This is a genomic window from Saccharopolyspora sp. ID03-671 (assembly GCF_045278815.1).
Lineage (GTDB): Bacteria > Actinomycetota > Actinomycetes > Mycobacteriales > Pseudonocardiaceae > Saccharopolyspora > Saccharopolyspora ipomoeae.
Window position 1 is genome coordinate 5,090,207 of record NZ_CP134054.1, and the last position, 22,669, is coordinate 5,112,875.

Below are 22,669 nucleotides of genomic sequence, written 5' to 3' on the forward strand. Positions count from 1 at the left end.
GCGCGCGATGACCGTATTGTTGCGGGAGGCGGTCGGTGAACGGCTGCGCCGCGCCCGGACCGCACAGTCTCGGACGTTGCGGGACGTTTCGCGCGCTGCCCGGGTGAGCCTCGGATACCTGTCCGAGGTCGAACGGGGCCGCAAGGAGGCGTCCAGTGAGCTGCTGTCCTCGATCTGTGATGCCTTGGACCTGCCGCTGCCAGAGCTGTTGGTGACCGTGGCCGGTGACCTCGACAGGACGATGGTGGTGCCATCGGTGGTCGACGAGCCGGCGACTGCGGACCTCGACGGCGGTCAGCTGGTGCCGAGCCTCATCGGTGCCGAGCTCTCCGACGCCGAGCAGCAGTTCGCCGAAGCCGGTGAGACCCGCGCGGGGCTGCAGCCGGTGCTCAGCCAGCGCATCAGCGCTCCGGTGCGCAAGCAGGTAGTGGCCGCCTGAACGACTAGACGACACCCCGACCGCCCCGCGTGACCAGCCGGTTCGCGGGGCGGTCGGTTTTTGTTGATCACGGTTCTATGTCCGTTATGCACCCGGAGCGGCGGCGTTCGGACGTGCCTGGTTCGATCAACGCTGAGCGCTCCGGGAAATACCCGGAGATCTGCCGTGTTTGGTGGAAGCGGACACGACTACCTGACACGATGGAACCAGCCGGGGCTCTTGGTGCGTTGTATCGGCGAGAGATCGGCTGGGGGCAGACGGCTCGCAGTGCCACGTGGCAGGCAAGCGGAAAGAAGGCAGGCGGAGGAGATGGCCAACCCGTTCGTGAAGGCCTGGAAGTACCTGATGGCGTCCTTCTCGTCGAAGGTCGACGAGCACGCGGACCCGAAGGTGCAGATCCAGCAGGCCATCGAAGAGGCCCAGCGGCAGCACCAGACGCTCTCCCAGCAGGCCGCCTCGGTGATCGGCAACCAGCGTCAGCTGGAGATGAAGCTCAACCGCCAGCTCGGTGAGGTCGAGAAGCTGCAGGCGTCGGCCAAGCAGGCGCTGGTCATGGCGGACCAGGCCCGCGCCGAAGGCGACGAGGCCAAGGCCCAGAAGTACGAGGAGACCGCCACCCAGCTGGCCAGCCAGCTGGTCAGCGCGGAGCAGGGCGTCGAGGACCTCAAGACGCTGCACGACCAGTCGCTGGGCGCCGCCGAGCAGGCCAAGCAGGCCGTCGAGCGCAACGCGCAGGTCCTGCAGCAGAAGATCGCCGAGCGCACCAAGCTGCTCAGCCAGCTGGAGCAGGCCAAGATGCAGGAGCAGGTCTCGGCGTCGATGAAGTCGATGACCGAGGTCGCGGCCCCCGGCAACACGCCGTCGCTGGACGAGGTCCGGGACAAGATCGAGCAGCGCTACACCACGGCCCTCGGCGAGGCCGAGCTGGCGCAGAACAGCGTGCAGGGGCGGATGATGGAGGTCGAGCAGGCCTCGATCGACGCCGCCGGCTCGAACCGCCTCGCGCAGCTGCGCGCCTCGATGGGCAGCAGCAGCGACCAGCAGCAGGTCACCGGCGGTGCGCAGCAGCAGATCTCCAGCGGTGAGACCCCGGCGGAGACCAAGAAGCAGGAGAAGCCGCAGGCCGACCAGGCCTGACCGAGGCGGAGGGCGCGCCATGTCGCGGAAGCAGGAGCTCGCGCAGCTGGGCGAGGCGGCTCTGGAAACCCTGCGCGGGCCCGTGGCGACCGAGGTGCGGCGCAAGTGGGCGGGGTGGCGCGATCCGCGGGCACGGCTGATCCGGCGGCGTCGGACCGCCAAGGGGATCGCCAGCGGCAGCGCGGCCACCGCTGGTGTGTTCGGGCTCGGCGCCGTCGCCTCGTGGATGACGCCGGTCCTGGACACGATCTTCTACTGGCAGTACGCCGGGGAGGCGGCTGCCGTCGGGCTCGGCGGCGTCGCCGTGGTCGGCGGTGTGGGCGCGGTGCAGGCCGGGCTGAAGTACCGGAAGCTGAAGAACACGCCGCTGCCGGAGCCCAGCGCCTCCGAGCTGCTCCCGGCACCGGGTTCGGCTGCGCGACCGCCGATGCAGCGGTTGCTGGAGGCCGAGCGGACGTTGCACTCCGCGCTAGCCGAGCTGACCTCGGCCGGTGCGGGCGCGTCGGCGGCGGAGGCGCGGGCGACGGCCGACACAGCGGCCGGGGAGCTGCGCCGGGGCGCGCAGCGGCTGGTCGCGGTGGAGTCGGCGATGCGCTACGCGCCGCCGGCCGAGCAGCGGGATCTGAAGGCCGACGTCGACCGGCTGCGAGCCGAGCTGGACGAGGGCGTGGCGAGCTACGGCGGAGTGGTCGCCGCAGCGGGCAAGGCGGTCGCCGCGAGCGGTGCGGGCGAGCAGCGGCACCAGCTGCAGGACGCCACCGACCGGTTGGCGGGCCTGGCCGCCGGGATGCGCGAGGTCTTCGGCGAAGCGGACGGGTCCGCTCAGCACTGATTCTCACGACGCGCTGCAGTCGAGTCACTAGCGGTAGTCGATATTTTCAACGTCGACGGACCGGGTGACTTGCTTGCGCGATGCGGAATAGTAATCTTTCCCCAGTCATCACATGCCGTGACAGTGAATCCGCCTGATCGGGTGGCTCGGGGAGGCCAGTGTGGCGTTGTGGGCCGTGCACGGCAACGGTCGACGACTGCTGCGCGATTCCGTCGTGTCCTCCGAGGAGAGGCTGAGCTGGCCGCTCACGATCGGCTTCGGCGTGCAGCACCTGCTCGCGATGTTCGGCACGACGACGCTGGTGCCGCTGCTGACCGGCTTCCCGGTCGCCACCACGCTCCTGCTCTCCGGCATCGGGACCCTGCTTTTCCTGATGATCACCCGCAACCGCGTGCCCAGCTACCTGGGCTCGTCGGTGGCGTTCGTGGTGCCGATGAGCGCGGCGGTCAGCGAGGTCGGCGCCGGCCCGGCGGCGTTGCTCGGCGGGATCATGGTGGTCGGCCTGGTGGTGCTGGCCTTCGGCGTGGCCGTCAAGGCGCTGGGCGTGCGGTTGATGGAGACCGCGATGCCGCCGGTGGTGACGGGCGCGATCGTGCTCATGATCGGGTTGAGCCTCGCCCCGCAGTCGGTGGCGTCGTTCGACCAGCAGCGGGTGCCGGCCGCGCTGACCCTGGGCACGGTGGTGCTGCTGACCGTCATCAGCCGCGGCATGGCGGGACGGGTGTCGGTGCTCATCGGGGTCCTGGTGGGCTGGACCTACGCGGCGATGATGGGTCAGCTGGTGCCGGAGCGGGTCGCCGAGCTGGCGGCGGCGCCGTGGATCGGGTTCCCGGAGCTGATCACGCCGCAGATACACGTCTCGGTGGTGCCGTTCGTGCTGCCGCTGGCGATCGTGCTGGTCGCCGAGCACGTCGCGCACCTCAAGGCCACCGCCGCGGTGTCCGGCCGCGATCTCGACCCCTACGTCGGGGACGCGCTGATCGGCGGCGGGCTGGCCACGATGCTGTCGGGCTCGGCGGGCGGTTCGGCGGTGAGCAGCTACGCGGCGAACATCGGAGTGATGGCCGCGACCCGCGTCTACTCCACGGCGTCCTGCCTGGTGGCGGCGGTGGCGGCGATCGTGCTGTCGTTCTCGCCGAAGCTCGCCGCGTTGATCAACACGGTGCCGCTGGGCGTGCTCGGCGGCGCGACCCTGGTGCTGTTCGGGATGCTGGCGCTGGTCGGGGTCCGCATCTGGCTGGACGCCCGCGTCGACTTCGCCGACCCGGTCAACCTCGCGGTCCTCGGCACGGCCGTCATCGCCGGCGTCGGCGACCTCACGCTCTCGGTCGGTGACCTCCGGATCACCGGCCTGGTCTGGGGCTCGATCGGCATCGTCATCGTCTACCCCCTCCTGCGGAACCTCGCCGACCTCCGCAACCTCCCCTGATTCGGTGTTCCCTCCCGCGCCGTCGCATGCGCCTCGGTGGGCGGGTTCGTCACCAGGGGACAGTTTTTCCTCGAATCACCCATGATCAATGTCCCTTTTGTCCGGTCAACTCGAGGAAAAACTGTCCCCTGGTGAGAGGTGCGACCCCGGTGAGATCAGGGCTGGCAGCGGGGGCAGTGGTAGGTGGTGCGGGAGTCCGGGGGAGTGCCCTGGGTGCCTCGGCGGACCGGACCCCCGCAGCGGAGGCAGGACTTCCGGCCGTAGACCCAGTGCTGGTCGCCGCGGCCGAGGCTCTTGGTCGTGGTCTGCTCGGGGTGCCAGGCGTTGCGCACCAGGAGTTCGTGGCTGAGGCGGACCGCCTCGCGCGCGTCGACCTCGGCGACCGGTGTCCAGGGGGAGCGGCCGAGCAGGAAGCACACCTCGGTCTTGTAGAGGTTGCCGACCCCGGCCATGATCCGCTGGTCCATCAGCGCCAGCCCGATCTCGCGCCCCGGGTCGGCGGTGAGCCCGCGGACCGCCTCGGCCTCCGAGTCCGGGCCCCAGTCCGGCGAGAGCAGGTCCGGACCGAGATGGCCGACGAGCTCCGACTCCCGCGAGGTGGGGATCCAGCGCAGGTCGTGCAGCGCGAATCCGACCGCGACCTGCTCCGCCGTCGCCAGCACCGCGCGGGCCTGGTGCCCGGGACGCCGCCACCGCGCGCCGGGGGCGTAGAGGTGCCAGGAGCCGTCCATGCGCAGGTGGTGGTGCAGCGTGCGGCCGTGATCGAAGCGCATCAACAGGTGCTTGCCCGCCGGGCGGACCTCGCTCACCACCCGGCCCGCGAGGTCCACGGTGGACAGACGGGGGTGCCGGAGCTCGCCGCGGACCAGATGCCGGCCCGCCAGCGCCTCGTTCAGCCGGTGGCAGGTGAGGAAGACCGTGTCGCCCTCGGGCACCAGGTCACTCGGCTTCCTCGACGAGGTCCTCGTCGTCCTCCGGGTCCGGGCGGCGAAGCCGTCCCGCGCGCAGCGTGCGGGCGAGGATCAGGTTGAACGCCAGCGCCACCTCGCGGGCGCCCGGGGTGCCCCACTGGTGGATCGGCATGCACGCGCCCTGGGCCTGCTGCACCGCGAGCCGGTCCGGCAGCGCCACCGGCATCACCAGCGGGCCGAAGATGTCGCGCAGCTCGTCGATGCGGTACTGGTGCTCGTGCGAGCGCGGCCGCACCCGGTTGACGATCACGCCCAGCGGCTGCAGGTCCGGGTTGTTGCTGCGCTCGGCCTGCACGGCCTCGAAGGCGCGCTGCACGCCGGAGACCGCGAAGATCGTCGGCTCGGTCACCAGCAGCGCCCGGTCCGCCGCGACCAGCGCCGAGCGGGTCAGCCTGCCCAGCGACGGCGGGCAGTCCAGCAGCACCAGCTGGTAGGGGAGTTCGCCCTCGGCGATCAGATCGTCCAGTTCGGACAGCGCCTCGTCGAGCCGGGACAGGTGGCCGCCATCGGGCTGGTGCCCGTTGAGGTTCTCGGCGTCCTCGGAGCCGACGAGCACGTCGACCTCCTCGCCCCAGGCGCTCCCGGTGACCGCCGCGCGCACCACCTCGGGGCGGGGGTCGGCGAGGACGTCGCTCAGACCCTTCGCCGTCTTCTCCGGTTCCAGGGCGGCGGTCGCGTTGCACTGCGGGTCGAGGTCGACCACCAGCGTCCGGACGCCGCGCCGCATGGCCGCCGAGGCGAGCCCGAGCACCACGGTCGTCTTGCCCACGCCACCTTTGAGACTCAGCACCGCAACCGTCTGCACGCACGTAGCCTACGGAACCCTCCTCCCCGGCAGCAGTGCTGTCCGAGATTTCCCCACATCACCTCCGTCACCCCGTTCCCGCCGTCGAAAACCGCCGTTCTCGGCGCGGGGATCCGTGCGCGTGTCGGGACCCGTCGGTGCGAGGGGCGGGTGTCGCGGCATTACGCTTTGGGGCATGAGATCGGACGCCGTCCACCAGGTGCTGGAAACCGAGATCGCCCGCGCGGCGGAGCGGCTGGGTCGCCGCCCGCGCGTGCTCGACGTCGGCGGTGGCAGCGGGGTGTGGGCGGTGCCGCTGGCCGAGGCCGGGTGCGCGGTGACCGTGATCGACCCCAGCCCGAACGCGCTGGCGACGTTGCAGCGCCGCGCCGAGGACGCCGGAGTCGCCGACCGCGTGACGCCGCTGCAGGGCGACACCGAGGCGCTGGCGGCGCTGAGCCCCGACGGCGGCGCGGACCTCGTGCTGGCCCACGGCCTGCTGGAGGTCGTCGACGACGTCGAGGCCGCGATCGCCGCGCTGGCCGCCTCCACCGCTCCCGGCGGGGCCGTCTCCGTGCTGGTCGCCAACCGCTACGCGGCGGTGCTGGCCCGCGCCCTGGCCGGCCGCGTGAGCGAGGCGCTGCGGCTGCTCAACGACGCCGACGGTGTGCTCGACGCAGGGTCCGAGACCCTACAGCGCCGGTTCGACTCCGACGGCCTGCAGCAGACCCTGGCCGCCGGTGGCTTCACCGTCGAGGTGATCCAGGGCCAGGGCGCGCTCAGCGACCTCGTGCCCGGCTCGATCACCGACGACAACCCGCGCACCGCCGACGCGGTCGCGGAGCTGGAGCAGGCCGCGGCCACCCGCTCACCGCTGCGTGACATCGCCACCCGCCTCCACGCGATCGCCCGCAAGCCCGCATGAGGCCCTGCGGACCGAGTGGTTTCGGAAATTCCGCCGATCGGCCGCAGGTGTGACAAAATGATCACGGACGGCGACTACCCAGGGTGGGGCGGATGATTACCGCTGGTCGTTGACACCGTGCGCGAAGTCGATCACAGCCCCGATCCGATGACGTCCGCGATGTCGCCGGTTTCCGGTGGCCGGACCGGGTAGTCGTCGCGTCGCCGGAACCGTATCCTCGATGGTGACGCCCCCAAGCGTTCGCCGGTCGGCAAGCCCGGCGCCACCGATTACCTGTGCCGGAGGAGGAGTCATGCCACTCTCCGAGCACGAGCAGCGACAGCTCGAGCAGATCGAGCGCGCGCTCTACGCCGAGGACCCCAAATTCGCCTCCACCGTGCGCGGAGGACGGCTTCAACGCCCATCTCGACGTCGGCGGCTGCAGGGCATCGCCGTCTTCGTGCTGGGTCTTGCTCTGCTGGTCGTCGGCGCGGTGATCCCCGCCCTGCGGCCGGCGGAAATCCCGGTGCTGAGCGTGGTCGGCTTCCTCGTGATGTTCGGCGGAGCCGTGATCGTCCTGTCCGCGTTGCGCGGTGGTGGCGATGAGGCCGAGGCCGAGGACAACGGCGGCGGAGGCGAGAAGCCCAAGCGCGGCGGCTCCGGTCGCTCCTCCGCGCGAGGTTCCCTCGCCCAGCGCATGGAAGAGCGCTTCCGCAAGCGCTTCGACCAGTAGAACCGCACTTCTACGAGATCGCCGCCGGGCCCGCGAGGACCCGGCGGCGATCTTCATGCGCGCGGAACCTCAGCGGTGCTCACCTGTTGGGGCTCACCGGGCGGGGGCGCATCACCCGGGGCTGATCAGCTGCGCCACGGCGGCAGCGCCGACCGCGGGAACAGGCGGGACCGCAGGTCCAGCGGCGCGCTCTCCCGCAGGCTCGCCGTGATCGTCCTGACCGTCTCCGCGAGCGTGCCGTCGGGCTGCGAGGCCGGGGCGTACCACTCCCGCTCCACGGCCGCGACCAGGTTCTTCACCGCGTCCGCGCCGGTGGCGTCGAGCTCGTGGTCGGCCACCAGCCGGTCCGCGAGCTGCCGCGCCGTGTCGGTGGCGCGCGGCCGGTCGCCCCGGTCGCGGAACTCGTCGAGCACCTCCCGCCACGCCGTGCTCGCCGCGCCCTCGCGGCCCTCGGTGATCGCCTGCAGCCGCTGACCGCGCCGGATCTCCCGGACCGCCAGCGGCGTCGCCGCGCCCGCGCACGCCAGCAGCACCACCAGCACCAGCAGCGTCACCGACCAGCCGCGATCCGCGGGCTCGCGGCGCTGCTCCGGCACGTCGCGGACGTCGGGCTGGTCGGCGGGCACGCCGGCCGCCGGCGGAACCGGCGCACCCGGCTGCGGCGCCGGAAGCGGCTGACCGGGCACCGGCGCCGCAGCCTGCGGCGGGTGCAGCGCGGTGTCCAGGAACTGCGGCAGGGCCGTGCGCCCGTCGCTCAGCGGCGTCGGGTCGAACGTCTGCCAGCCCCAGCCCGGGAAGTAGGCCTCCACCCACGCGTGCGCGTCCTCGGTGGTGATCACCTGCTCGGTGCCGTCCTGGTACCCGGCGGTGAAACCGACCGCCACCCGCGACGGGATGCCGACCGAGCGCAGCAGCACCGCCATCGACGACGCGTACTGCTCGCAGAAGCCGCGCTTGCCCCGGAACAGGAAGTCGCTCAGCGCGTCCTGCCCGGTCGAGGGCGCGGTGGACAGGTCGTAGCGGAACCCGTTGGCCGGATCGGTGAAGTACCGGTTGACCGCCACCGCCTTGTCGAACTCGGTCGGCGCGTCCGCCGTCAGCTGCTGCGCCAGCTGCGCGACCTGCGGCGAGATGCCGGAGGCGTCGACGTAGGCGGGGTCGATCGGCATCGGCCCGCGCGCGCGGCGCAGCTCGTCCGGTGAGGGATCCGGGACGATCACCTGCTGGGTGTAGGGCCGGGTCTCCTGGTTGGTCTGGGTGAACACGATCCCGGCGGCCGGGTCGTAGCGCCAGTGCCGGCCCATGCCCGTCACCGAGACCGGGGTGCCGAACACCGGCAGCCACGGGTCCCGGTAGCCGATCGGCTGGACCTCGATGCGCTCGGGCCTGCCGCGCCCGATCGTCGTGCCCTCCGGCAGCGGCAGCGGGGCGCCGGCGTCCACGCCTTGCGTGAGGCCGTCCAGCTGCCACCCGGTGCGCGGGTCGAACTTGCGCAGCGTCATCGCCCGCAGATAGCTGTCCTGCTGCAGGCCCCGGACCCGGAAGAGCTCCACCACCCGGTCCCGGTTGAGCTGCCCGCGCAGCGAGGTGAACGGCTGCAGACCGATGCCGTCGGTGCCGCCGAACTCCTCCGGAACCGACCCCGGCAGCCGCCCCTCGGTGCCGACCCCGGTGAACACCGACCCGGCCAGCACCGCGATCACCCCGGCGGTGCCCGCGACGACCGCCGTGGTCCGCCCGAACAGCGCGTAGGCCACCCGGTCCGGTTCCTCGTAACGCCGCCACCTGCGGTGATGACCACCGGCGGCGAGCAGCAGCGCGTAGCCCGCGCCGCCCAGCGCGAACGACCACCAGGGCAGCATCCTGTCGGCCAGCGACGCCGGGATAGCGAACACGCACAGCAGCACCAGCCCGGTCACCGCGGGCGTCCCGATGCTCACCGCGATCAGGTCCACCAGCAGCGCCACCACCCCCAGGCCCAGGCACACCAGCGCCTGCAGCGGCGGATCGGCGGGGACCGGGGGCACACCGGTGCGGATCAGCTCGCCCGTCCCGCCCAGCAGCCGGGACAGCTCGACGAACGCGGCCGGACCGGGCAGCACGCCCAGCACCGCGCTCGACCCGGCGAACAGCACCGTCTGGGTGATCAGCAGCGACGCCAGCTGAGCGGCGACCGCGCCGACGGTCGGCCAGCCCAGATGCCTGCCCAGCGCGCCCGCGCCCACCACGATCAGCACGGTGACCAGCGCCGGAGGCAACCAGCGCGCGTCGGCCAGCACCCCGGCGAACGACGCCGAGGCGCACAGCACCGCCACCGCGGCGGCCGCCGAGGCCACCAGCGAGGTGTCGAGGGAACCGGTCTTGTCCGCGCTCACGCCATCAGTCCCGTGCCGTCCGTGGTCGAGGTGCTCTCCACCGACCTGGTCTGCCCGCACAGCTCCCGCCACACCTCGGAGATCGGGGTCGAGGGCCCGTCGGCCACCACGACGGTCCACCCCGCGGCGCGCAGCGTGCGCGCCGCGTCCTCGACGTCCACGCCGACGCCGTCGCCGTTCCACGAGCGGACCTGCAGCAGCACCGCGAGGCTGCGGGTCTCCTGCGGGCGGAGCTTGGTCAGCTCGGCCACGCCCGCCGTGGTGACCTCGCCGAGGACGGCGATGAGCTCGTGCCCGTCACCCGGGTCGCGGCTGCACTGCAGGTCGCGCTGCGGGGAGGGGCGCACGGCGGCCAGCGAGTCGAGCAGCACCTCGTCGCGGGCGCCGCTGTCACCGCCGATGTCGCGGGTGAGCGGCTGCCCGTCCTCGGTGACCAGCCGGACCTGCTGGCCGTGCTGGGCCAGTTGCAGGCAGATGCTGGCGACCGCGGAGATCGCCCACTCGACGCTGTTGTTCGGGCCGTTGCCGCGGTGGGCGGCCGAGCGGCGGTCCAGCAGTACCGTGACGCCGCCGTGCCAGGGGCGCTCCTCCACCCGCACCATCAGCTCGTCGCGCCGCGCGGTGGACTTCCAGTGCACCCGGCGGATGTCGTCGCCCTGCCGGTACTGGCGGACCATCGCGTCGTCCTCGCCGTGCCCGGCGCGCAACCGCGCGGTGCCGTCCTCGCCGGTGCCCAGCCCGGAACCGGCGGGCAGCCCGGTCAGCTCGACGACCTGCGGGGTGGCCACCAGCCGGGAGCGCCCGGCCAGCTCGCGCTCGAACTGGGCGAGCCCGAACGGGTCGACGATCCAGGTGCGCAGCGGTCCGATGTGGTGGATGCCGCGCAGCGACGGGGTCACCGGGTAGGTCACCACCTGCCCGCCGTGGCGCGGCACGACGGGCAGCCGGAAGCGGGGGCGGTCGCCGAGCGCGTGCGGGGTGCCGTCCTCCAGCACCAGCCCGTCGGCGGGCAGCCTGCCGCTGCCGCTGATGTGCAGGTCCACGTCGGCTCGCGATCCGACCGGCACGCGCGGCGGGTCGATCACCCGGCGCGCGGCGACGCCGAACCGGACCTGGCCGGACAGCAGCAGCGACAGCAGCGGCAACGCGATCACGAAGGCCGAGACCCGCAGCAGGTCCCGCTCGTCGAGGACCAGCGCGCAGATCCCGGCTGCCACGCCCGCGGCCAGCAGGCAGCGGCCGCGGATGGTCAGCCCGGACAGCACGTCAGCCTCGTTCGTCGTGGGTGTCGCCGCGCGGCACCGGGATGCGCTCCAGCAGCTGCCGCACCAGGTCGGTCGCCGAGCGGCGGGCGGCGCGGGCCTCGCTGGTCAGCACCAGCCGGTGCGCCAGCACCGGGATCGACACGGCTTGCAGGTCGTCGGGGACGACGAAGTCGCGGCCGGCGAGCGCGGCCTGGGCGCGGGCGGCGCGCAGCAGCTGCAGGGTCGAGCGCGGGGAGGCGCCCAGCCGCAGCTCGGCGAGCTCGCGGGTCGCGGTGACCAGGTCGATCGCGTAGCGGCGGATGTCGGTGGAGGTGTGCACGGCGGCGACGATGCGCAGCAGCTCCTGCACCTCGGTGCTGTCGGCGACCGGCCGCAGCTGGCCGAGCGGGTCGTGCCCGGTGTGCTCGTCGACCATCGCCAGCTCGGCCTTGCGGTCGGGGTAGCCGATGGAGACCCGCGCGGTGAAGCGGTCGCGCTGGGCCTCGGGCAGGGCGTAGGTGCCCTCCATCTCGACCGGGTTCTGGGTGGCGATGACCATGAACGGGGCGCCGAGCTCGTAGGTGTCGCCGTCGACGGTGACCTGCTGCTCCTCCATGCACTCCAGCAGCGCGGACTGGGTCTTCGGCGAGGCGCGGTTGATCTCGTCGCCCACCACGACGTTGGCGAACACCGGTCCGGGCCGGAACTCGAAGTTCTCGGTCTGCCGGTTGTAGATGGACACGCCGGTGATGTCGCTGGGCAGCAGGTCCGGGGTGAACTGGATGCGGCTGACGGTGCAGTCGATCGAGCGGGCGAGGGCCTTGGCCAGCGAGGTCTTGCCGACCCCGGGGACGTCCTCGACCAGCAGGTGGCCCTCGGCGAGCAGGGTGACCAGCGCGATCCGGACCACCTCGGGCTTGCCGACGAGGACCTGCTCGACGTTGGCGGCGATGCGCTGGATGGTGCCGTGCACGCGGTCGATGCCGGGCGCGGCCGGGGCTGACGCGCCGGTCGTCGGACCGGCGGTACCGGTCAGCTGGGTTTTCGGCGTCACGCCACCTCCTGGATTTCGCCCTCCCGGTCGTGTCGGGCCCGCGGACCGGGGATGCCGGGAGGGACACCCGGACCGGGCCGGCGGAGCCGGGGCCGCGCTGCCCCACTTCACCCCACCACGGGAGTCCGGTCGCTGCCGGGCCCCGAACGGACTGAGCATAACCGGCCGCCCGCCCAGTTGATCTACACGCGTTCTGACCGGCGGTTTTCGCCAGATCCCCGCTCATCGTGGCTGGTGCGCCGGTGGTGGTGCGTGGTGGGGTGGGGGCGACGCGGCGCCCCCGTTTTCCCCCACTTCGCCCCCACGGCGCACTACCTGCGGAAACGTCGCCGACCACGCCGGGGTGAGAGGGGCGTTTCGTGTTGACGGTGGAGCGAAGTGGGGTACTGTGGGGCGCGGTGGGGCAAAAGGGGGTCCTGCTGCCTTCGTCGGCAGTTGGTTCCGCGTCGATCCGGCGCGTGGAGCAGTCGTCGGCTGAGGGGATCCGGGCCGGGGGAGGTGGACCGGGATGTTTCTCGGCACCCATCACCCCAAGCTCGACGACAAGGGGCGCTTGACGCTGCCGGCGAAGTTCCGGGACGCACTGGCGGGGGGTCTGATGGTCACCAAGGGACAGGACCACTGCCTCTACGTCTTCCCGCGCGACGAGTTCGAGCAGATGGCGCGCAAGGTCGCCGAGGCTCCGTTCACCAACGAGGCGGTGCGCGCCTACCAGCGGTACCTGTTCGCCGGAACCGACGAGCAGCGTCCCGACGGGCAGGGGCGGATCTCCATCGCACCGGAGCTGCGGCGCTACGCGGAACTGAACAAGGAATGCGTGGTCATCGGCGCGATCACCCGCCTGGAGATCTGGCAGGCGGACAGGTGGCAGACCTACCTCGACGAGCACGAGGAGGGCTACGCCCAGGCGCAGGAGGAGGTGCTGCCCGGCGTGTTCTAGGCGTGACGGTCGGGTTTCGTGAGGCCTCGGTCCGCTCGGCTTCCGTCTCCTGGTGCATCTTCCCCGGCACCAGGAAGCGACGGGCGGGCGGGGACCTGACGGGATCCGGCGCCGGAGGGGGATCTACGCAACGACGGTCGGTGCGCACTGACGGGTGCGCGCCGATCGCTGGTTCTGAGCAAGAACGGCACGCGGGAGGGAGGGACCGCAGTGGCCGACGAGCCGCATGAGACGGGCGGTTCCGCCCGCGACAAGCACGTGCCGGTGCTGCTGGAGCGCACGCTGGAGCTGCTGGCGCCGGCGCTGTCCCGGGACGGGGCGGTGGTCGTCGACGCCACGCTCGGCATGGGCGGGCACTCCGAGGCGATGCTGGCCGCGCACCCCGGGCTGCGCCTGATCGGGCTCGACCGGGACCCGGACGCGCTGCGCCTGGCCGGTGAGCGGCTCGCGCCGTACGCCGACCGGATCGACCTGGTGCACGCGGTCTACGACGAGTGGGACCGGGTGCTCGACGAGCTCGGGCTGTCGACCGTGGACGCCGCGCTGTTCGACCTGGGCGTGTCCTCGCTGCAGCTGGACGAGGCCGACCGCGGTTTCGCCTACGCGCAGGACGCGCCGCTGGACATGCGGATGGACTCGGGGGCGCCGCGCACCGCGGCCGACATCCTCAACACCTACCCGCACGAGGACCTCGCGCGGATCCTGCGGGTCTACGGCGAGGAGAGGTTCGCGGGCAAGATCGCCTCGGCGATCGTCCGCGAGCGCGACAAGGAACCGTTCAGCACCAGCGCGCGGCTGGTCGAACTGCTCTACAGCGCGGTCCCGGCCGCCAGTCGGCGCACCGGCGGCCACCCGGCGAAGCGGACGTTCCAGGCGCTGCGCATCGAGGTCAACGCCGAGCTCGACGTGCTGGAGCGGGCGCTGCCCGCGGCGCTGGACTCGCTGGCCCCGGGCGGCCGGATCGCGGTCATGTCCTACCACTCGCTGGAGGACAAGATCACCAAGCGGGAGCTCGCCGATCGCGTGAAGTCCCGCACCCCGGTCGACCTGCCGGTCGAACTCCCCGGGCACGGGCCGGAGTTCCGGCTGCTCACCCGGGGTGCCGAGCAGGCCGGTGCCGACGAGATCGAAACCAACCCCAGGGCGGCTTCGGTGCGGCTGCGCGCCGCCGAGCGGATCCGCGGGGGCAACGGCGAGGAGGCGACATGACTGCACCTGCACGTGCCAACGCGGCGTCACGAACCGAGGCCGCCGAGGCCCAGACCGCGGAGAAGACCCGCACCCAGGCGAAGACGGGCACCCAGGAGAAGACGAGTTCCCAGCCCTCGGGGCTGAAGCCGTCGCCGAAGAAGTCCGACAAGCGACGCACCCGCTCGGCCGCCGCCGAGCGCGCCTACGCGCGGCGCGAGGAGCGGCGCGACCAGTCGGCCCGCCGCCCGCGACAGATCCGCCAGGGCGCCGACGAGCGGCGCCCCGTCGCGGCGATGCCGCGCGCCAAGCAGCTGGTGCACGAGCGCGTCTCGACGCTGGCCCGGTTGCCGCTGGTCGTGGTCGTGATGGTGGTGCTGGCCACCGGTCTGGCCGCGACCCTGTGGCTGTCGATCTCGGCGGTCTCGGGCAGCTACCGGCTGCAGGAGGGCGAAGCCCGGCTCAACGCGCTCAACGAGCACAAGGAGCAGCTGCAGCGCGACGTGAGCACGATGGGTTCGACGCCGGAGATCCAGCGCCGCGCCGAGCAGGAGCTGGGCATGGTCAAGGCCCCGGCCCCCGCGCACCTGGTGCCGCAGCCGGACGGTTCGGTCGTGGTCGTGGGTGAGCCGAAGAAGGCCGTCGCCCCGCCGCCGCCCGCGCCGCCGGCGCCCCCGGTCGTGCCGGTTCAGCCCGCGCCGGGCCAGCCCGTCCCAGGTCAGGCGGGCGCGCCCGCCCAGCCGACCGCGCCCGCGCAACCGACCGCTCCCGCTCCGCAGCAGGACCCGGCCGCGGCGCAGGCGATGGGGCGCTGATGCCGCGCAGGCCCCAAGCACGAGGTCGCACCGCCCGCACCAACGTCGCCGGGAGCAACCGGCGGTTGTTGGTCGGGCGGTTGCTCATGGTCATCGCGTTGCTGGTGACCGGCGCCAAGCTGGTCCAGGTCCAGGGCGTGGAGGCCGGTGCGCTGTCCAGCCAGGCCGAGAAGCAGCGGATCACCAAGGACGCGATCCCCGCCGACCGCGGGTCCATCGTGGACCGCAACACCAACGTGCTCGCCTTCTCCAGCGAAGCGCGCCAGCTCTACGCGAACCCGCGCCAGCTCACCAAGGCCTTCGACGAGCAGCACGCCAAGGACCCGAGCAAGCCGACGTCGGCGCAGTACAAGCAGGAGATCGCCCGGTTCATCGCCAAGACGCTGCCCGGGCAGATCACCGAGCAGGAAGTGCTCGACGCGCTGTTCAAGGACGCCGGGTTCACGTACTTCGGCCCGGAGATCGACCCCAGCAAGGCCAACCAGATCACCGAGAAGTACCCGCACATCGGTGCCGAGTACCGCGCGACCCGCGAGTACCCGGCGGGCAACCTGGCGGCCAATGTCATAGGGGCCGCGAACTGGCGGATGGACGAGCGCAAGGTCCAGGGCCAGATCGGCCTGGAGGCCGCGATGGACGACGTCCTCGGCGGCCGCAACGGCACCAAGGTCTCCGACACCGCGATGGGCTCCAGCCTGGTCATCCCGGGCACCGAGCGGGAGCTGGAACCGGCCACGCCGGGTTCCGACGTGCAGCTGACGCTGGACTCGGACCTGCAGTACATGGTGCAGCGGGAGGTGTCGGACTACGCCGCGCGGGCGGGCGCGAAGAACGCCAGCGCCGTGGTCCTCGATGCCAAGACCGGTGAGGTCTACGCGCTGGCCAACGACAAGACCTTCGACCCGCGCGGGCCGTGGGTCGGCAACCTCGGCAACCCGGCGGTGACCACGCCCTACGAGCCCGGCTCGGTGAACAAGGTGATCACCGCGGCGGGGGCGATCGAGAACAACCTGGTCAAACCGGATCAGGTGCTGCAGGTACCGGGCAACATCAAGGTCGCCGACCGCACGGTCGGCGACGCCTGGGAGCACGGCACGATCGGGTTGACCTTCACCGGTGTGCTGGGCAAGTCGTCGAACGTGGGCACGCTGATGGTGGCCCAGCAGCTCGGCGAGCAGCGCTGGTACGACCTCGCCAAGGCGTTCGGGCTCGGCAAGCCGACCGGCATCGGGCTGCCCGGCGAGAGCGGCGGCAGCCTCCCGGCTCGGGAGAACTGGTCGGGGTCGTCGTTCGCGAACCTGCCGATCGGGCAGGGGCTGTCGATGACCGTGCTGCAGATGGCGGGCATGTACCAGGCCATCGCCAACGACGGCGTGCGGATGCCGCCGCGCATCATCGAGGCCGAGATCGGCCCGGACGGCAAGCGCGTCGAGCGCCCGCGCCCGGAGCCGGTGCGGGTGGTGAGCCCGCAGACCGCGCACACCGTCAAGGACATGCTGCGCGCGGTGGTGCAGGACGGTCCGGGCAGCCGCAACGACGGCACGGGTTCGGACGCGGCGCTGCCGGGCTACCAGGTGTCGGGCAAGACGGGCACGGCGCAGCAGATCGATCCGGCGTGCCGCTGCTACAGCCAGTCGAAGTACTGGATCACCTTCGCCGGCATGGTTCCCGCCGACAACCCGCGCTTCGTCGTGGGCCTGATGCTCGACGCGCCGTCGGGATCCCGCGAATCCACCTCGGCGGCACCGCTGTTCAACACCATCGCCAGCTTCCTGACCCAGCGCTACCAGATCCCGCTCTCCAAGGAGCAGTCTCCGGTGCAGATGCTCCAGGTCCAGTGACTCGGTGGGTGGGGGAAGTTTTCATGAAAACTTCCCCCACCCACGAACCTCTCTCCGTCGAAGTTTTCATGAGAACTTCGATCCCCTGAGGACCGAACGGACGGTGTCACCCCGGGTTGTGCTGGGGTTTTCCTGACGTCGCTGGTCGGGGTGGTGGTTCTGGGGTGGTGTCAGTTCTCATGAAAACTTCCCCTCTCCTGGGGTTTCGAGGTGCGTGAGGGGTCCTGGGCCCGGGAGAGGGTGAGGAACAGGGCTGCGGCGGCGAAACCGCAGAGGGCCAGGAGGTGGAGGCCCGCGGTGTCGGAGCCGAGGGTCGACTCGATCCAGGTCTTGGCGACCGGGGCGACGAAGCCGCCCAGGTTGCCGAGGGAGTTGATGAGGCCGATCCCGGCGGCCGCCGCGGTCCCCGTCAAGTAGGCGGCGGGGAACGTCCAGAACACCGGCTGCACGGCGATGTACCCCGCGGCCGCCACCGACAGGCCCGCGATGGCCAGGACCGGGCTGCTGAAGGTCGCCGAGGCCGCGATGCCGACCGAGCCCAGCGCCACGCTCGCCGCCGCGACGAACCGCTTCTTCGGCTGGACCAGCCGGTCGGCCGCCGTGTTGACGACGATGTTGGCGATCAGCGCGACCGTCCACGGGATCGCGGTGATCAGGCCGACCAGCAGCCCGACCTCGCTGCCGACGGCTTCGGACACCTGCGTCGGCAGGTAGAAGGTCATGCCGTAGACGCTGCACTGGATCAGGAAGTAGATCAGGCAGAAGTACAGCACCCGCGGGTCGAGCAATCCCGAGAGGAGCCGGTGCGGGCCGGGTTTCGCCTCGGCCTCGGCGTCGAGCGCGGTTCGCAGGGCGTTGCGCTGGTCCTCGGTGAGCCACTCGGCCTGCTCGGGGGAGTCGTCGAGGTAGAACAGCGCCCACACGCCCACGACGCAGGCGATGAGGCCCTCGACGGCGAACATCCACTGCCAGCCCAGGATTCCGGCGACGCCGTCGAGCTCCAGCAGCGCGCCGGACAGCGGTGCTCCGAGCATCGAGGCCAGCGGGATGCCGAAGTAGAACAGCGCGTTGCAGCGCGCGCGGAACGCGTGCGGGACCCAGTAGGTGATGTAGAGGATCACGCCGGGGAAGAACCCGGCTTCGGCGACGCCGAGCAGGAAGCGCATCAGGTAGAACAGGAACTCGCTGTTGACCAGCGACATCGCCGCCGAGATGACGCCCCAGGTGACCATGATGCGGCACATCCACCAGCGGGCGCCGACCCGCGTCATGATCAGGTTGCTGGGCACCTCGAACAGCGCGTAGCCGATGAAGAACAGGCCCGCGCCCAGGGCGTAGGCGGCGTCGGAGATCCCGGCGTGCGCCTGGAACTCCTCCTTCGCGAAGCCGATGTTGACGCGGTCCAGGAACGCGATGACGTACATGAGGAACAGGAACGGGATCAGCCGCACCATGACTCGCCGTACCGCTGATCGCAGCGTGTCGGGTTCCACCCGGCCTCCTCGATGAGGTTCGGTATACCGAACGTTGTTCGTGATGCGGATCACGAGAGTAGGAGTGCCGATCAGCAGCGTCAATGCCCATGTTCGAAATGGCAACCGCTGTTCGAGATCGCGGATGAACTATTGCGCGGGGCTGTTCGAACTGGTTGTGTCGGCCACATCCGCTGGAGACCACAGCACGGGAGGACGCGATGAGCACGCCGCGGCGCAGCGCCAGCTGGTTCGGGGCCCACGGGCGCGCGGGCATGACCGCCCGGTCCTGGGTGAAGAACCAGGGCTACAGCGACGAGGTGTTCGACGGGAGACCGGTCATCGGCATCGGCACGACCTGGTCCGAACTGGCCCCGTGCAACGCCCACCAGCAGCGCATCGCGGAATCCGTCAAGCGTGGCGTCTGGCAGGCGGGCGGGTTCCCGCTGGAGTTCCCGAACATGGCGCTCGGCGAGACCCTGATGCGCCCGACCACGATGCTCTACCGGAACCTGCTGGCGATGCAGGCCGAGGAGACCATCCGCGCCAACCCGCTCGACGGACTGGTGCTGCTGTCCGGCTGCGACAAGACGACGCCGGGACTGCTGATGGCGGCCTCCAGCGTCGACCTGCCCGCCGTGATGCTCACCGGCGGTCCGATGCTCAACGGCAAGTACCGGGGCACCGACATCGGCTCCGGCACCGCCGTGTGGCAGGCCGAGGCCGACCTGGTCGCGGGCAAGATCGACCAGGAGGAGTGCTACTTCATCGAGGGCTGCATGTCCCGCTCCAACGGGCACTGCATGACGATGGGCACCGCCTCGACCATGGCCTGCGTCGTCGAAGCGCTGGGCATGCAGCTGCCCTACGCCGCGTCCTGGCCGGCCGTCGACGCCCGCCGCTACGCCACCGCCCAGCAGACCGGGCAGCGGATCGTGGAGATGGTCGCCGAGGACCTCAAGCCCTCCGACGTGCTGACCCGCGAGGCGTTCCGCAACGCCATCCGCGCCAACGCCGCCATCGGCGGGTCCACCAACGCCGTGGTGCACCTGATCGCCATCGCCAAGCGGGTGGGCGTGGAGCTCACCGTCGACGACTTCGACCTCGACGGCCGCGAGGTGCCGACGCTGGTGAACCTGCAGCCCAGCGGCAAGTTCCTGATGGAGGACTTCTGCTACGCGGGCGGGCTCCCGGCCGTGCTCAAGGAGCTCGGCGACCTGGTCGACCGCGAGGCGATCACCGTCAACGGCAGGACCATGGGCGAGAACATCGCCGACGCCGAGGTGCACAACCGCGAGGTCATCACGTCCTTCGACGAACCGTTCCAGGCCGTGGGCACCGGGACCGCCGTGCTGCGCGGCTCGCTGGCGCCCGGGGGCGCGGTGATCAAGCAGTCGGCGGCCTCGCCGAGGCTGCTGGTGCACCGGGGCACGGCCCGGGTCTTCGAGGACGTCGACGAGTACTACGCGGTCTGCAAGGACGACGATCTCGACGTCGACGAGAACACGGTGCTGGTGGTGCGCAACGCCGGACCGAAGGGCTACCCGGGCATGCCCGAGGTCGCCAACGTGCCGGTGCCGAAGAAGGTGCAGGACGCCGGGTTCGACGACATCGTCCGCATCTCCGACGGGCGGATGTCCGGCACCGCCTACGGCACGGTGATCCTGCACGTCACGCCCGAGGCCGCTGCGGGCGGTCCGCTGGCCTTCGTCCGCACCGGCGACACGATCAGCATCGACGTCCCGAACCGGACGCTGGACCTGGAGATCCCCGACGAGGAGCTGGAGCGCCGCCGCTCCGAGTGGAAGGACCCGGACAACCCCTACGAGCGCGGCTGGCAGCGCCTCTACTACGACCACGTGCTGCAGGCCTCCGACGGAGCCGACCTCGACTTCCTCGTCGGCAAGTCCGGCCGCTACGTCCCGCGAGACGGCCACTGACCCACCCCGACGACGGAGTGCGCCCGCAATCCGGGGACGGATTGCGGGCGCACTCCGTCGTCGGAAACCGCCGCGATCCGCGCGTCCCGACGGTCGCCGTGATCGTCGGGACCAGAACCGCGGTTCTCGACCCGGATGCGGGGGTCAGGGGGTGGCCGGGACTTGGGGGTCGCTCCAGCCGAGGTAGTTGGTGAAGTAGGAGGTGCTGTCGGCGTGGCCGAGGGCGCCGTTGATGCTGCTGGAGTGGAAGCCGCCGTTGCCGTCGGCGATGCCGACGTGGCCGTACTCGCTGATGTTCCAGTAGACGAAGGCGCCTGCCGGGGGAGTGGAACCGTCGGTGTGGGCCTTGCCCGCGGCGACGGCGCCGTTCCAGTGATCGATGGCCGAGGGCCAGACGCCGGTGACGCCCCAGGCGTTCTCGGCGGCCATCTCGCACAGCCCCTCGTAGTCGGTGCTGCCGGCGTTGGCCTCGAACCACTCGACGGCGCCCTGCGCGGTGCCGTCGGCGGGGGAGAAGGGCAAGACCTCGGCGGATTGGGACGCAGCGGGCTGGACGGCCGGTGCGGGTGACGCGAGCGCCGGTGCGGCGGCGAGCGGGGCGATGATCAGAGCGGTGGCGAGCGTGGTGGCCGCCCACCGGCCGGTTCGATGACTTCTCACGAAGTACCTCCGGAGATCGGTGAATCTCTCACGGTCCTCCGGAACGTTATAGGTCCGGAATGTCGTGAGCCAGGGGTGCGGCAGGTTCCCGCCACGCCCCCTACGAGCCGCGAAAACGGACACGACGAGCTCGCCCGGTCACGCTTCGGAACGGTCGTGCACGGGGTGTCGAAACCCGCCGCGCGAACCGGGTCGCGACCGGACGGGCGTTGCTCGCTTCGGAGCAGCGACGAGGCGGCCGAACGGGTGGGCGACCATGGAGATGCGGCCGCCAGTGGTACCGGTAGCCTTGCGCGACGTGCCTTCCGCGGTCGCGACCGCCCCGCCTCGACCCACCCACGTCGAGCCGGTGGCGATCAAAAAGCTCGCCGATCAGATCGGCGCGCGCGTGGTGCGCGCACCCGGTTGCCCCGCTGCCGACGTAGCGGTCACCGGTGCCACACTCCGCGCTCAACACGTGCGTTCCGGCGACGTCTTCGCCGCCCTGCCCGGCGTGCGCGTGCACGGCGCGGACTTCGCCGAGCAGGCGCTGGACGCGGGCGCGCACGCGGTGCTCACCGACGCCGAGGGCATCCTCCGCGCCGGGCTGACCGAGCACCCCGCCGTGCGCGAGGGCCGCGTCGCCCTGCTGGAGCACGACGACCCGCGCGGCGTCCTCGGCGCGGCCTCCGCGCTGATCTACGGCGATCCGTCCAGCAAGCTGCAGATCCTCGGCGTCACCGGCACCTCCGGCAAGACGACCACCAGCTACCTGCTGGAGTCCGCGCTCAACGCCGCCGGGCTCACCACCGGCCAGATCGGCACGGTGGAGACCCGCATCGCCGGTGAGCGCCTGGACAGCGCCTTCACCACGCCCGAGGCCCCCGACCTGCAGGCGCTGCTGGCCGTGATGGTCGAGCACGACGTCAGCGCGGTCGCGATGGAGGTCTCCAGCCACGCGCTGGCGATGGGCCGCGTCTCGGGCACCCGCTTCGCCGTCGGCGCCTTCAGCAACCTGTCCCAGGACCACCTGGACTTCCACCGCGACCTGGAGGACTACTTCCAGGCCAAGGCGCTGCTGTTCGACGGCCGCGCCGAGCGCGAGGTGGTCTGCGTGGACGGCGACTGGGGCCGCAGGCTGGTCAAGTCGGGCACGATCACCGTCACCACCGAGCCCGGTGAGGCCGACTGGACCGCCACCGACGTCACGGCGTACCCGACCGGCGAGCAGACCTTCACCGCGCACGGCCCGGACGGCCTGGAGCTGCCGATCCGCCTGCGCCTGCCCGGCCCGTTCAACGTGGCCAACGCGCTGCTGGCGATCGGCGTGCTGCACGCCGCCGGGGTGCCGGTCGACGCCATCGAGCAGGGCCTGGCCGAGGTCGACGTGCCCGGTCGCATGGAGCGTGTCGCGCTCGGGCAGGACTTCACCGCTGTGGTGGACTACTCGCACAAGCCCGGCGCGGTCTCGGCCGTGCTGGACGCCGCGCGGGCGCAGGTCGACGGTGACGTCATCGTCGTCCTCGGCTGCGGGGGTGACCGCGACACCGCCAAGCGACCGCTGATGGGCGAGGCCGCCGCACGGCGGTCCGCGCTGCTCATCGTCACCGACGACAACCCGCGGAGCGAGGACCCGGCCGACATCCGGGCCGCGATGCTGGCGGGGGCCCAGGAAGTGCCCGCCGGCGAGCGTGGTGAGGTGATCGAGATCGGTGACCGCCGAGCGGCCATCGTCGCCGCGGTCGAACGCGCCAAGCCCGGCGACATCGTGGTCGTCGCGGGCAAGGGCCACGAGACAGGACAGGAGGTGGCGGGCGTGGTGCACCCCTTCTCGGACCGGGAGGAGTTGGCCGCCGCGCTGCGCCATAGGCTTGGCCGCAACGAAGAAACCCAAGATCGTCGGGGGCGGGACACCACAGCGGGCGCGTGAGC

The 22,669-nt window shown here is 71.7% G+C and carries 19 protein-coding genes; 12 read left to right on the forward strand and 7 right to left on the reverse strand.

Going from position 1 to position 22,669, the window contains the following annotated elements:
- The first annotated feature begins 7 nt into the window (after positions 1–7).
- From REH65_RS23615 to REH65_RS23630, 4 genes are all read left to right on the forward strand, one after another.
- Positions 8–439: a helix-turn-helix transcriptional regulator gene (locus REH65_RS23615; protein WP_281454754.1), complete on the forward strand. Its 432-nt coding sequence runs from the start codon at positions 8–10 to the stop codon at positions 437–439.
- Between the two features lie 309 nt (positions 440–748).
- The gene (locus tag REH65_RS23620) at positions 749–1,576 is read left to right on the forward strand and encodes a PspA/IM30 family protein (RefSeq protein ID WP_281454753.1); all 828 of its coding nucleotides are present in this window, start codon (positions 749–751) and stop codon (positions 1,574–1,576) included.
- Between the two features lie 19 nt (positions 1,577–1,595).
- The gene (gene pspM / locus REH65_RS23625; RefSeq protein WP_406689123.1) at positions 1,596–2,408 is read left to right on the forward strand and encodes a phage shock envelope stress response protein PspM; all 813 of its coding nucleotides are present in this window, start codon (positions 1,596–1,598) and stop codon (positions 2,406–2,408) included.
- A gap of 160 nt (positions 2,409–2,568) precedes the next feature.
- Positions 2,569–3,837: a uracil-xanthine permease family protein gene (locus REH65_RS23630; RefSeq protein ID WP_281454751.1), complete on the forward strand. Its 1,269-nt coding sequence runs from the start codon at positions 2,569–2,571 to the stop codon at positions 3,835–3,837.
- Between the two features lie 155 nt (positions 3,838–3,992).
- Here the strand turns inward: REH65_RS23630 and REH65_RS23635 are convergent, their stop codons facing one another.
- Together REH65_RS23635 and REH65_RS23640 are read right to left on the reverse strand one after the other, a co-directional pair.
- The gene (locus REH65_RS23635) at positions 3,993–4,772 is read right to left on the reverse strand and encodes a DNA-formamidopyrimidine glycosylase family protein (protein WP_406689124.1); all 780 of its coding nucleotides are present in this window, start codon (positions 4,770–4,772) and stop codon (positions 3,993–3,995) included.
- A gap of 4 nt (positions 4,773–4,776) precedes the next feature.
- On the reverse strand, positions 4,777–5,613 hold the full coding sequence (locus tag REH65_RS23640) for a ParA family protein (protein ID WP_281454749.1): 837 nt from the start codon (positions 5,611–5,613) through the stop codon (positions 4,777–4,779).
- A 175-nt stretch (positions 5,614–5,788) separates the two neighbouring features.
- Here REH65_RS23640 and REH65_RS23645 point away from each other — a divergent pair, with 175 nt between their 5' ends.
- Together REH65_RS23645 and REH65_RS23650 are read left to right on the forward strand one after the other, a co-directional pair.
- Complete coding sequence (locus tag REH65_RS23645) at positions 5,789–6,517, forward strand: class I SAM-dependent methyltransferase (protein WP_406689125.1); 729 nt, start codon at positions 5,789–5,791, stop codon at positions 6,515–6,517.
- Positions 6,518–6,809: 292 nt separating this feature from the next.
- Positions 6,810–7,229, forward strand: a complete 420-nt coding sequence (locus tag REH65_RS23650; RefSeq protein ID WP_281454747.1) for a DUF3040 domain-containing protein — start codon at positions 6,810–6,812, stop codon at positions 7,227–7,229.
- Between the two features lie 125 nt (positions 7,230–7,354).
- Here the strand turns inward: REH65_RS23650 and REH65_RS23655 are convergent, their stop codons facing one another.
- From REH65_RS23655 to REH65_RS23665, 3 genes are read right to left on the reverse strand one after another with little or no spacing between them, the layout of a single operon-like run.
- Positions 7,355–9,604: a transglutaminaseTgpA domain-containing protein gene (locus tag REH65_RS23655; protein WP_406689126.1), complete on the reverse strand. Its 2,250-nt coding sequence runs from the start codon at positions 9,602–9,604 to the stop codon at positions 7,355–7,357.
- The gene (locus REH65_RS23660) at positions 9,601–10,869 is read right to left on the reverse strand and encodes a DUF58 domain-containing protein (RefSeq protein WP_406689127.1); all 1,269 of its coding nucleotides are present in this window, start codon (positions 10,867–10,869) and stop codon (positions 9,601–9,603) included. The genes REH65_RS23655 and REH65_RS23660 overlap by 4 nt, the downstream gene beginning before the upstream one ends.
- Position 10,870: 1 nt before the next feature.
- Complete coding sequence (locus REH65_RS23665) at positions 10,871–11,902, reverse strand: AAA family ATPase (RefSeq protein WP_406689128.1); 1,032 nt, start codon at positions 11,900–11,902, stop codon at positions 10,871–10,873.
- Between the two features lie 508 nt (positions 11,903–12,410).
- Here REH65_RS23665 and mraZ point away from each other — a divergent pair.
- The 4 genes from mraZ to REH65_RS23685 all read left to right on the forward strand — a co-directional run bounded on the left by mraZ (position 12,411) and on the right by REH65_RS23685 (position 16,686).
- Positions 12,411–12,842 (forward strand): division/cell wall cluster transcriptional repressor MraZ, encoded by a 432-nt coding sequence (gene mraZ, locus REH65_RS23670; RefSeq protein ID WP_093413177.1) that lies wholly within the window; start codon positions 12,411–12,413, stop codon positions 12,840–12,842.
- 210 nt (positions 12,843–13,052) lie between these two features.
- Complete coding sequence (gene rsmH / locus REH65_RS23675; protein ID WP_406689129.1) at positions 13,053–14,051, forward strand: 16S rRNA (cytosine(1402)-N(4))-methyltransferase RsmH; 999 nt, start codon at positions 13,053–13,055, stop codon at positions 14,049–14,051.
- Positions 14,048–14,845 carry a hypothetical protein gene (locus REH65_RS23680; RefSeq protein WP_406689130.1) on the forward strand — a complete coding sequence of 266 codons (798 nt, stop codon included), beginning with the start codon at positions 14,048–14,050 and terminating at the stop codon, positions 14,843–14,845. The genes rsmH and REH65_RS23680 overlap by 4 nt, the downstream gene beginning before the upstream one ends.
- The gene (locus tag REH65_RS23685; RefSeq protein WP_281454742.1) at positions 14,845–16,686 is read left to right on the forward strand and encodes a penicillin-binding protein 2; all 1,842 of its coding nucleotides are present in this window, start codon (positions 14,845–14,847) and stop codon (positions 16,684–16,686) included. Before REH65_RS23680 ends, REH65_RS23685 begins: the two co-directional genes overlap by 1 nt.
- 170 nt (positions 16,687–16,856) lie before the next feature.
- Here the strand turns inward: REH65_RS23685 and REH65_RS23690 are convergent, their stop codons facing one another.
- A complete protein-coding gene (locus REH65_RS23690) occupies positions 16,857–18,179 on the reverse strand; it encodes an MFS transporter (RefSeq protein WP_406689131.1) in 1,323 nt (440 codons plus the stop codon).
- Between the two features lie 200 nt (positions 18,180–18,379).
- On the opposite strand from REH65_RS23690, the gene REH65_RS23695 reads away from it, so the two are divergent.
- Positions 18,380–20,098, forward strand: coding sequence for an IlvD/Edd family dehydratase (locus REH65_RS23695; protein ID WP_281454740.1), 1,719 nt, complete (start codon positions 18,380–18,382; stop codon positions 20,096–20,098).
- 144 nt (positions 20,099–20,242) lie between these two features.
- Here the strand turns inward: REH65_RS23695 and REH65_RS23700 are convergent, their stop codons facing one another.
- Positions 20,243–20,758: a CHAP domain-containing protein gene (locus tag REH65_RS23700; protein WP_406689132.1), complete on the reverse strand. Its 516-nt coding sequence runs from the start codon at positions 20,756–20,758 to the stop codon at positions 20,243–20,245.
- 262 nt (positions 20,759–21,020) lie between these two features.
- On the opposite strand from REH65_RS23700, the gene REH65_RS23705 reads away from it, so the two are divergent.
- Positions 21,021–22,667, forward strand: a complete 1,647-nt coding sequence (locus REH65_RS23705) for a UDP-N-acetylmuramoyl-L-alanyl-D-glutamate--2,6-diaminopimelate ligase (protein WP_406693226.1) — start codon at positions 21,021–21,023, stop codon at positions 22,665–22,667.
- Positions 22,668–22,669 lie beyond the last annotated feature (2 nt).